The following is a 10,638-nucleotide window of genomic DNA, read 5'->3' as shown; positions in this document are numbered from 1 at the left end:
TGGCGTTGATTTTTGGCACGCTGTTGAGTTCTCAAGGAACGGTCGCTTCCTTTGTACTCACCCTCTCGGGCTTTCCTCCGGGCTTCCCTTCGGTGATCCACACTCTATCAGGCTTTTCCGGTCTCTCTGACCACCGTCCTGCGGGCATGCAGAAGGTGATCCCGAGATAGGATCTGACAAGTATGGGTGCTGCCCGGCAAGAACGCCTGGTGGCGTCACTCAGCCCCGAGCAGGGGTACGACTGTACATGGATCCGCGGAGTGGGTGCAAATTGCTTCGCTTGGTGGTCTAGACCACCAACGTGGGCTGTGTAAGCTCTCGCCCGTAACCGGTACTTACCGAGACATAGCTTGCTGCCACACTGCGCCGTCTCCGGCGAGGCAGTGAAGGCGCACATGAATCTCCACCCCTGGGAGGCTTCCCATGACCACCGTGACGTCCCCCGTCGCAGGACGCGCCATCGGACTGGCCGCCGTGCCGGATCCGGTCTTCTCCGGAGCCATGGTCGGCCCCGGCACGGCTCTCGACCCGGTACGCGAGCCCGCCGACGCCGTGGCCCCCGTGGACGGAGTCATCGTCTCGCTGCACCCGCACGCCTTCGTCGTCGTCGACGAGGAGGGGCGCGGCGTGCTCACCCACCTCGGCATCGACACCGTCCAGCTCAACGGCGAGGGCTTCGAGCTGCTGGTGAAGAAGGGCGACACGGTGGTGCGCGGCCAGGCGGTGGTGCGCTGGAACCCCGCCGCCGTCGAAGCCGCCGGCAAGTCCCCCGTGTGCCCGGTCGTGGCCTTGGAGGCCACCGCCGACAGCCTCTCCGATCTCCGCGACAGCGGCGAGGTGAAGGCCGGCGACCGTCTCTTCACCTGGAAGTGACAGAACTGCCTTCCCAAGGGCGGCCTTCCCCGGGACGGCGCACAACAACCACCGCGGCGGTGGGACCCGCCGCACTATCGGAGACGGGTGAGATGGAGACAACGCTGCGAGGCGTCGGTGTGAGCCACGGTGTGGCGATCGGCGAGGTTCGGCACATGGGGACGGCGGTGCTGGAGCCGCCTGCCAGGCGGATCCCCGCGGAAGAGGCGGAGCGTGAACAGGGGCGCGCCCGTCAGGCGGTGGAGGCCGTGGCGGCCGATCTGATGGCGCGCGGCAATCTGGCCGGGGGCGAAGCGCAGGCGGTGCTCGAGGCGCAGGCCTTGATGGCGCAGGACCCCGAGCTGATCGCGGATGTGGATCGGCGCATCGCCGTCGGCAGCACGGCCGAGCGCGCGGTCTACGACGCGTTCGCCGCCTACCGGGACCTGCTCGCCGGTGCCGGTGAGTACCTCGCGGGCCGCGTGGCCGACCTGGACGACGTGCGGAATCGTATCGTCGCCCGTCTGCTCGGTGTGCCGATGCCGGGTGTGCCGGACAGCGACGAGCCCTACGTGCTGGTCGCCCGTGACCTGGCGCCGGCCGACACGGCGCTGCTGGACCCGACCCTGGTCCTGGGCTTCGTCACCGAGGAGGGCGGGCCGACCAGTCACAGCGCGATTCTGGCGCGCGCGCTGGGTGTGCCGGCCGTCGTGGCGCTGCCCGGCGCCGTCGAGCTGGCCGAGGGCACGGTCATCGCCGTCGACGGCAGCACCGGCGAGATCTTCGTGAACCCCGGTGACGAGAAGAAGGCCCAGCTGGAGGCCTCGGCCGCCGAACGCAAGGCGGCGCTGGCCTCCGCGACCGGTCCCGGTGCCACTTCGGACGGCCACAAGGTGCCGTTGCTCGCGAACATCGGCGGTCCCGCGGACGTGGCTGCGGCGCTCGCTGCCGGTGCCGAGGGGGTCGGTCTGTTCCGGACCGAGTTCCTGTTCCTGGACGACAGCAAGAACGCGCCGTCCGAGGAGAAGCAGGTCGAGACGTACCGGCAGGTGCTGGAGGCCTTCCCCGAGGGCCGGGTCGTGGTGCGTGTGCTGGATGCGGGCGCGGACAAGCCGCTGGATTTCCTGACGCCGGGCGACGAGCCGAACCCGGCTCTCGGTGTGCGGGGGCTGCGGACGCTGCTCGAGCACCCCGAGGTGCTGCGCACTCAGCTGTCGGCGCTCGCCAAGGCGGCCGAGGGCCTGCCGGTCCACCTCGAGGTGATGGCCCCGATGGTCGCGGACCGGACGGACGCCAAGGCGTTCGCGGACGCGTGCCGTGCCGCGGGGCTGCGGGCGAAGTTCGGTGCGATGGTCGAGATCCCGTCGGCCGCGCTGCGGGCGCGCTCGGTGCTTCAGGAGGTGGAGTTCCTGTCGCTGGGGACCAATGACCTGGCGCAGTACACCTTCGCCGCCGACCGCCAGGTGGGTGCGGTGTCGCGGTTGCAGGACCCCTGGCAACCCGCGCTGCTCGACCTGGTCGCGATCGCCGCCGAGGCGGCGCGGGCCGAGGGCAAGAGCTGCGGGGTCTGCGGTGAGGCCGCGTCCGACCCGCTGCTCGCGTGCGTGCTGACCGGTCTGGGTGTCACCTCCCTGTCCATGGGTGCGGCGTCGCTTCCCTATGTACGGGCGACGCTGGCGAAGTACACGCTGGCGCAGTGCGAGCGTGCGGCCGCGGCGGCGCGTGCCGCGGACAGCGCGGACGAGGCGCGCACCGCGGCGCAGGCGGTGCTGTCCGGCGAGTGACCGTGGTCCGCCGTTCGTCGGCTGGTCCTCGAGGGGCGCTCCACCTGTCGGGTGGGGCGCCCCTCGGGTGTTCAGCCGTGCTGCGGGGCCGGTCCTTCTTCTGCTCCGAGGTCGGGCGGCTCGCCGTAGTCGACGCCGGATTCCGGGGAGATCAGGTCGCCGGATTCGATGTCGGTGCAGTAGGCGTCGAAGACCTCGCCGGCGGTGAGGGGTTCGAGGCCGCCTGCGTGCAGGCGCCAGCCGTAGACGCGGTCGGCGGCGCCGGGCGCGGTGGTGCGCATGACGAGCCCGCCGGGGCCGTCGGTGGCGATGCCGAGGGCGAGGACCGTGGTGAACTCCAGGGCTTCGGTCTCGTCGAGTTGTGTGGCGTCGCCTTCGTCGTCGGCGTGGAGGACGGCGACGAGGGTTTCGGGTGTGCCGGTGACGCTGCACACCAGGTGCCGGTTTCCGGGCGGGGCCGTGTCGAGGATGCGGACGACGAGGTCCGCGGCCCGGGCGAAGGCTGCGCGGCCGATGTTCTCGCCGCAGGAGGCGCAGGGGCCGAGCCGGGCCAGCAGGGTGGAGGCGTACTCCCAGGTGGCCTGGCGGACGGCCTCGTCGACGAGTTCGGGGACAAGTTCGGCCAGGGGCCGGCCGTCGTAGGGAAGGGTGGGGCCCGTGCTCGCGAGTTCGGCCGTGAAGCGGGCGCGGCTGGACGGGATGTCGGGGTCGAGGCCGGTCGCCGCGCAGTATTCGGCGTACTCCTCGGGGTCGAAGAGGGCCACCGTGGTGTGGCCGCCCTGAGCGGCCAGGAGCTGGAGGAGTTTCTCGACCTGGTGGAGATAGGTGGTGTGGTCGTCGAACGTGAAGCTGCGGTAGCGCCGCATGGCGCGGAAGTCCTGTTCGTCGGTGAGCAGGCCGATGGTGCCGGCGATCTCCCGGCGCAGGACGCGCCGCATGGTCAGGTGGTCGGTGTGCGCCATGTTTCCCCCTGTGAGCGCAGTCGATCAATGCTCACTCACCGTAACCGGAGCCACTGACAACGGGGGCGGGCAGGCGTTCACGGAGCCTGCGGGTCCCCCCACCGTGGGTGGTGGGGGGACGCGGCGCTCAGGCGCGCTTGCGGGCCAGCTCCTCGTAGAAGCGCAGCAGGTCGAGGTCCTCGACCGAGCCGGGGTTGACCGCCTTGTCCAGCGGCGTGCCTTGGAGGAGGCGCTTGACCGGGACCTCGATGCGCTTGCCGGTGAGGGTGTGCGGGATGCCCGGCACCTCGATGACCTCGTCGGGGACGTGGCGTGGGGAGAGCTGTTCGCGGATGGTCCGCTTGATGCGGTCGAGCAGCGCGTCGTCGAGGGCGGCTCCGGGTGCCAGCTGCACGAAGAGGGGCATCCAGTAGCCGCCGTCGGGCTGTTCGACACCGATGACGAGGGATTCCTTGATCTCGGGGAGGCGTTCGACGGCTTCGTAGATGTCGGCGGAGCCCATCCGCACGCCCTGGCGGTTGAGCGTGGAGTCGGAGCGTCCGTGGATGATCACCGAGCCGCGGGAGGTGAGCGTGATCCAGTCGCCGTGCCGCCACACGCCGGGATACATGGCGAAGTAGCTGTCGTGGTAGCGGCTGCCGTCGGGGTCGTTCCAGAAGTGGATCGGCATGGACGGCATGGGGTTGGTGACCACGAGTTCGCCGACCTCGTCGACCAGCGGGGTGCCGTTCGGGTCCCAGGACTGGAGGTCGGTGCCCAGGCACGGGGCCTGGAGTTCGCCGATGTGGACGGGGAGGGTCGGTACGGCTCCCGCGAAGCAGGAGCACACGTCGGTGCCTCCGCTGACGGAGGCGATCCACAGGTCCTCGCGGACCTCGTCGTGCAGCCAGCGGAATCCGTCGGGCGGCAGCGGCGATCCGGTCGTCGCGACGCATCGCACCGTCGACAGGTCGAAGTCGCGCGAAGGGTGGACCTCCGCCTTGCTGCAGGCCATGACGTAGGCGGCGGAGGTGCCGAACAGAGTGGCTCCGGTGCGTTCGGCGATACGCCACTGGGCGCCGGTGTCGGGGTAGCCGGGGCTGCCGTCGTACAGGATGACCGTCGTGCCGGTCAGCAGTCCGGAGACGAGGAAGTTCCACATCATCCAGCCGGTCGACGTGTACCAGAAGAAGCGGTCCCCGGGGCCGAGGTCGCAGTGCAGGCCGAGCTGCTTGAGGTGCTCGACGAGGATGCCGCCCTGGGACTGCACGATCGCCTTGGGCAGGCCGGTGGTGCCCGAGGAGTACAGCACCCACAGGGGGTGGTCGAAGGGCACCGGTTCGAAGACGGGGTCGACGTCGGCGGAGGTCAGGTCGGACCACTCCAGGGCGCCCTCGGGGGCTTCGGTGCGCAGGAGCGGGATGTGGACGACCGCGCGCAGGGTGGGCAGTTCGCGGCGCAGTTCGGCGACGACGTCGCGGCGGTCGTGCTCCTTGCCGCCGTAGCGGTAGCCGTCGACGGTGAACAGGACGACCGGTTCCACCTGCTGGAAGCGGTCGAGGACGCTGCGGGCGCCGAAGTCGGGGGCGCAGGACGTCCAGACGGCGCCGACGGCGGCCGTGGCGAGGAGGGCGACGACGGCCTGGGGGATGTTCGGCAGATAGCCGCTGACCCTGTCCCCCGGGCGTACACCGAGGGCGCGCAGCTCGGCGGCCAGGGAGCCCACCTGGCGGCGCAGCTCGGTCCAGGTCACCGGGCGGGGTTCGTGTGTCTCGTCGACGTGGAGGAGGGCGGGTTCGTCCGCGCGCGTGGCGGCCGCGCGCAGGGCGTGTTCGGCGTAGTTCAGGGTGGCGCCGGGGAACCATTCGGCGCCGGGCATCGCCCGGTCGCCCAGCACGCGCGCGTAGGGGCTGGTGAACCGTACGTCGAACCACTGCGTGACGGCTTTCCAGAAGGCTTCCAGCTCGTCGACGGACCAGCGGTGCAGGGCCGGGTAACCGCCCAGGGCCGGGGCGCCGTGGTGCTCGGCCGCCCAGGACTGGAACTTCGTGATCTGTGCCTGGGCGATCCGCTGCGGATCGGGCCGCCAGAGCGGCAGGGGGTTCGCGGTCGACATGGGGCGGCTCCCGGACTGTGCGCGTCGTGTGCGTCGGTCCGCGCACGTGCTGGGGTGTGCGCGTGACGCGGCTGACACGGACGATGCCATGTGATCGACTTCTACACCAGGGTGCACCGCACATAGTCCGCGTCGTGAAGATGTGGTCGCGGCACGGATGAACGGCAGTTGAACGCCACGCGCGCCAACGGCCGTCGATGGCAGGGTGAGCAGCATGGACGGTCGTGACCTGGTGCGTTCGGTGAAGGCGGTCGGTTCGGCGGGGGTGGCCCAGGGGCTGCGCACCGTACGCGCCGCGTGGCGCCGGCGGCGTGCGGACGCCGCCGGCCTGCCGTCGCGGGGGGCCGAACGCGCGCGGGTGCCCGGTGCGGTGCGGGACGTGGAGCCCGGGCCCGGGGGCGGTGTCGTCCGCTTCGCCCGCTCGGAGCTCCGTATCGCCGTCGCCGGGAACGGGGCCGTCTTCTGGGGCTGGGACGGCGCCGGGCCCGAGCCGTCGTACGCGCTCGCCGGCCCGTGCCCGGAGCCGGATCCGCGCGCGGTGCTGGAGCCGGACAAGGACGGTGGCTGGCGGGTCGTGGCGGAACGGGTCACCCTCGGTGTCTCGCGGCACGGCGCGATCGAGGTCCGCACGCCCGGGGGTGTGCCGCTGCGCCGTGATCTGCCGCCCCGGTGGTGGGAGGCGGACGGCGGGGGCCCCGCACGGTGGTCGCAGCGGTCGGAGGTGGCGGCCGACGCGCGGTTCTTCGGTCTGGGCGGCCGGGCCGGCGGTCCCCGGCTGCGCGACGGCGCCTATCGCCTGTGGAACACCGATCCGGGCCGTGCGTTCGGTCCCGGTGACGACCCGCTCAACGTCACCATGCCGGTCCAGCTGGTCGTGGCCGAAGCGGGCACGCACCTGGTGTTCCACGACAACTCCTGGGACGGCACGGTCACGCTCCGGGAGGGTGCGGAGGGCGCCGGCTCGGGCCACGACCGGGCCGGGGCGAGCGAGTTCAGGATGGACGGCGGTCCGCTGCGCTGCTGGGTGGTCGTCGGCACCCCCGCGCGCGTGGCGCACGTGTGGTCCTCCCTCACCGGACCGGCCGCGGTCCCGCCCGCGTGGGCCCTGGGACACCATCACGCGGGGTGGGGCTCCGGCGGCGAGCAGGAGGTGCGGCGGATAGTCGCGGGCTATCACGAGCACGAACTGCCGCTGGACGCCGTGCACCTGGACACCGACCACCACGACGCGCACCAGGTGTTCACCGTCGACGAGGACCGGTTCCCCAAGCTGCCGGTGCTGGCCGAGGAGCTGCGGCGGGACGGGATCCGGCTGGTGTCCGTCGTCGAACCTGCCGTGAGGGCCGCGCCGGGGAACGCCGTGTACGACGGCGGAACGGCCGCGGACGCCTTCGTGCGTGACGCCTCGGACCAGGTGGTGAGGGGCGTCGCCCGGCCCGGAGAGGCGGTCTTCCCGGACTTCACGCACGCGCGCGTGCGGCAGTGGTGGGGCGGCTTGTACCGGGAGCGGCTGAGGCAGGGCTTCGCCGGTTTCCGGCACGACATGAACGAGCCGACCTCTTTCGCCGCCTTCGGCGAGACGACCCTTCCCCGGTCGGCCCGGCATGCCCTGGAGGGCCGGGGCGGCGACCATCGCCAGGCGCACAACGTGTACGCCCTGTGCATGGCCGAGGCGGCGTACGAGGGGCTGCGAGACCTGGTGCCCGAGGAGCGGCCGTTCCTCTTCTCGCGCTCGGGCTGGGCCGGGATGCAGCGCTACGGCGGCATCTGGTCGGGCGACGTGGCCACCGGCTGGCCGGGGCTGCGGACGTCGCTGTCACTGGTGCTGGGACTGGGTCTGTGCGGAGTGCCGTACTCCGGCCCGGACGTGGGCGGGTCCGACGGCGGCCCCTCCCCCGAGCTGTATCTGCGCCGGCTCCAACTGGGGTCCCGTCTGCCGTTGTTCCGCACGCACGGGAGCCCGCGGGCGGGGCGCGGGGAGCCGTGGGAGTTCGGACCGGAGGTCCTGGAGCACGCGCGCGTGGCGCTCGTCGAGCGCCGGCGTCTGCTGCCGTACTTCGTGACGCTCGCGCACCTGGCGCGGCGCACCGGGGCGCCCCATGTGCGGCCGCTGTGGTGGAGCGCGCCGGAGGACCGGGCTCTGCGGGACTGCGAGGACGCCTTCCTGCTCGGCGACGGCCTTCTGGTGGCGCCCGTGCTCGACCCCGGTACGGACCGGCGAGCGGTGCGGCTGCCGCGGGGCCGCTGGTACGACACGGCGACGGGACGTGCGTACGAGGGGCCGGGGCAGGTGCTGGTCGACGCCCCGCTCGCGCGGATTCCGGTGTTCGCGCGCGCGGGCGCGGTGATCCCGGTGCGGGGTGAGGGCGGCGGCCTGGAGCTGGAGGTGTGGGCGCCCGCCCAGGGGCGTACGGGCGGCGGACTGGTGGTGCCGGACGCGGGCGACGACTGGGAGGAGCCGGAGCTCGAACGCTACGCGACCCGTTGGCAGGGCGGGGAGGTCGTCGTCGAGCGCGAGCGGGAGGACGGTGCCGGCGAGCCTTCCCACCCGGTGCGGATACGGGGGCTCGGCGCGTCCTGAGTTCGGGCGGGTACCGAGCGGCCGTTGGGGCGTGTGCGGCCTTTCAGAGGTAGCGGCCGTCGAACCAGGCCCGGACGGCCCGGGTGTGCAGCGGGAAGGCGAGCTCGGCGGGCCTGCGCAGCAGGTGCCGGTGCTCCGTCTCGTCGGTGGCGGTGAACCGCGGCAGGTCCTCGGCGGGGCGCTCCGGAAGCAGTCCGAAGAGCAGCAGGTGCCCATCGGGGCGAGCCCATCGCGTCGGCGAGCCGCACATCGCGGGCGGCCGCCTCGATCCCGGTCTCCTCCTGGAGCTCGCGGACGACGGCCTGGCGCCAGTCCTCGTGGTCGTCGATGTAGCCGCCCGGCAGGGCCGTTCCCCCGCGCGCGGGGGCGATGGTGCGGGTGATGACGACCAGGGCGGTGCCCCGGGTGTCGTACACGGGCTGGAGGGCCACCGCGACCGGCAGCGGGTTGCGGTAGGCCACGGTGCCGCAGGCCGGGCAGGTGCGGGGCCAGCCGGTGACGCCCTCGCTATATGGCGCTCCGCAGCTCGAACAGTGGGCGTGCGGTACGGAGTTGGCGGTTGGGTCCGGGGTTTCGGGCACGCGCGGACTGTATCCGATCAGTGGGCGCACGTCTTCCGTCGGTGGTTGTCACCGTTGCCGCCGGCGTCCTTGACGCTCCCTGTGCGCGGGGGAACACTTCCCCCACTCCCCGGACCCGGTCGTCTCGGGCGCCGGCGCCCCTGCCGCCCATCCCGGGCTGTTTTCATCAATGTGGGACAAACTGTTACCAGTGAGGGCGCTGGGGATGGACGGTCCCGGCCCTCTGCCGCTTCTCCACTCCCCAAGGGGTAGCCATGACGGACAACGCCGAGAGGTTCGTGGCCGCCATCGACCAGGGCACCACCTCGAGCCGCTGCATCGTCTTCGACCACAGCGGCGCCGTCGTCGCCGTCGACCAGCGCGAGCACCGCCAGATCTTCCCCAAGCCGGGCTGGGTGGAACACGACGCCACCGAGATCTGGTCGAAGGTGCAGGCGGTGGTCGCGGGCGCGGTCGCCAAGGCGGGGCTGCGTGCCGACCAGCTCAGCGCCCTCGGCATCACCAACCAGCGCGAGACGACCGTCCTGTGGGACCGGGCCACCGGAAAGCCCGTACACAACGCGATCGTCTGGCAGGACACGCGGACCGCGGCGCTCTGCAACGAGTTGGGCGGCTCCGAAGGGCAGGATCGTTTCCGCGAGCAGACCGGCCTACCGCTCGCCAGCTACTTCTCCGGCCCCAAGGCGGCCTGGCTGCTGGACAACGTGCCCGGCCTGCGCGATCGCGCCGAGCGTGGTGACATCGCCTTCGGCACGATCGACACCTGGCTGATCTGGAACCTCACCGGCGGAGTCGACGGCGGTCGGCACGTCACCGACGTCACCAACGCCGGCCGCACCATGCTGATGAACCTGCGGACCCTCCAGTGGGACGGGTCGATCCTGTCCGCCATGAACGTCCCCGAGGCGATGCTGCCCGAGATCAGATCCTCCTCCGAGGTGTACGGGACAGCCGTCGGCCAGCTCGCCGGGGTGCCCGTGGCATCCGCCCTCGGCGACCAGCAGGCGGCCGTGTTCGGGCAGGCCTGCTACGACGTGGGCGACGCCAAGAACACGTACGGCACCGGCAGCTTCCTGCTGCTGAACACAGGGAACCGGCCCGTGCCGTCCAAGAGCGGCCTGCTCACCACCATGGGCTACAAGATCGGCGACGAGGCCCCGGTGTACTGCCTGGAGGGCGCCATCGCCATCACGGGCGCGCTGGTGCAGTGGTTCCGCGACCAGCTCGGCATCATCCGCACCGCGGACGAGATCGAGCCGCTGGCGGCGAGCGTGGAGAACAACGGCGGCGCGTACATCGTGCCCGCCTTCTCCGGCCTGTTCGCGCCGTACTGGCGCTCCGACGCGCGCGGGGTGGTCACCGGCCTGACCCGGTACGTCACCAAGGCGCACCTGGCGCGGGCGGTGCTGGAGGCGACCAGCTGGCAGACGCGCGAGGTCGTGGACGCCATGTACCAGGACTCCGGGGTCAGGCTGACGACCCTGAAGGTCGACGGCGGCATGACCAAGAACAACCTGCTCATGCAGCACCAGGCGGACGTGCTCGACGTGCCGGTGATCCGTCCCAGGATCTCCGAGACCACCTGTCTGGGCGCCGCGTACGCGGCCGGGCTGGCCACGGGTGTGTGGAACGACCTCGAAGAGCTCAAGTCGCACTGGCAGAAGGACGCCGAGTGGACCCCGTCCATGGACGGCGCCGTCCGTGACCACGAGTACCGCAACTGGCGCAAGGCCGTGGAGAAGAGCTTCGGCTGGCTGGAGGACGGCGAGAACTAGGAGTCCCC

Annotated in this window: 6 protein-coding genes and 1 pseudogene; 4 read left to right on the top strand and 3 right to left on the bottom strand. The window is 71.8% G+C overall.

Going from position 1 to position 10,638, the window contains the following annotated elements:
* The first annotated feature begins 423 nt into the window (after window positions 1–423).
* Both ACFY3J_RS12900 and ptsP read left to right on the top strand, forming a co-directional pair.
* On the top strand, window positions 424–873 hold the full coding sequence (locus ACFY3J_RS12900) for a PTS glucose transporter subunit IIA (protein ID WP_384175721.1): 450 nt from the start codon (window positions 424–426) through the stop codon (window positions 871–873).
* Between the two features lie 92 nt (window positions 874–965).
* On the top strand, window positions 966–2,636 hold the full coding sequence (gene ptsP / locus ACFY3J_RS12895; RefSeq protein WP_384175719.1) for a phosphoenolpyruvate--protein phosphotransferase: 1,671 nt from the start codon (window positions 966–968) through the stop codon (window positions 2,634–2,636).
* 71 nt (window positions 2,637–2,707) lie between these two features.
* On the opposite strand, the gene ACFY3J_RS12890 is transcribed toward ptsP, so the two are convergent.
* Window positions 2,708–3,598 (bottom strand): hypothetical protein, encoded by an 891-nt coding sequence (locus ACFY3J_RS12890; RefSeq protein ID WP_384175717.1) that lies wholly within the window; start codon window positions 3,596–3,598, stop codon window positions 2,708–2,710.
* 127 nt (window positions 3,599–3,725) lie between these two features.
* Entirely contained in the window at window positions 3,726–5,693 is a 1,968-nt protein-coding gene (locus ACFY3J_RS12885; protein WP_384175715.1) for an acetoacetate--CoA ligase, read from the bottom strand.
* A 214-nt stretch (window positions 5,694–5,907) separates the two neighbouring features.
* Here ACFY3J_RS12885 and ACFY3J_RS12880 point away from each other — a divergent pair, with 214 nt between their 5' ends.
* Entirely contained in the window at window positions 5,908–8,274 is a 2,367-nt protein-coding gene (locus ACFY3J_RS12880; RefSeq protein ID WP_390840855.1) for a glycoside hydrolase family 31 protein, read from the top strand.
* A gap of 43 nt (window positions 8,275–8,317) precedes the next feature.
* Here ACFY3J_RS12880 and ACFY3J_RS12875 read toward each other — a convergent pair.
* Window positions 8,318–8,855 (bottom strand): annotated as a pseudogene (locus ACFY3J_RS12875) (NUDIX domain-containing protein).
* Window positions 8,856–9,109: 254 nt separating this feature from the next.
* On the opposite strand from ACFY3J_RS12875, the gene glpK reads away from it, so the two are divergent.
* Complete coding sequence (gene glpK / locus ACFY3J_RS12870; RefSeq protein WP_384175709.1) at window positions 9,110–10,630, top strand: glycerol kinase GlpK; 1,521 nt, start codon at window positions 9,110–9,112, stop codon at window positions 10,628–10,630.
* Window positions 10,631–10,638 lie beyond the last annotated feature (8 nt).

Source organism: Streptomyces sp. NPDC001231, from assembly GCF_042896885.1.
Classification (GTDB): Bacteria; Actinomycetota; Actinomycetes; order Streptomycetales; family Streptomycetaceae; genus Streptomyces.
This window is presented reverse-complemented; position numbering and strand designations above follow the sequence as displayed.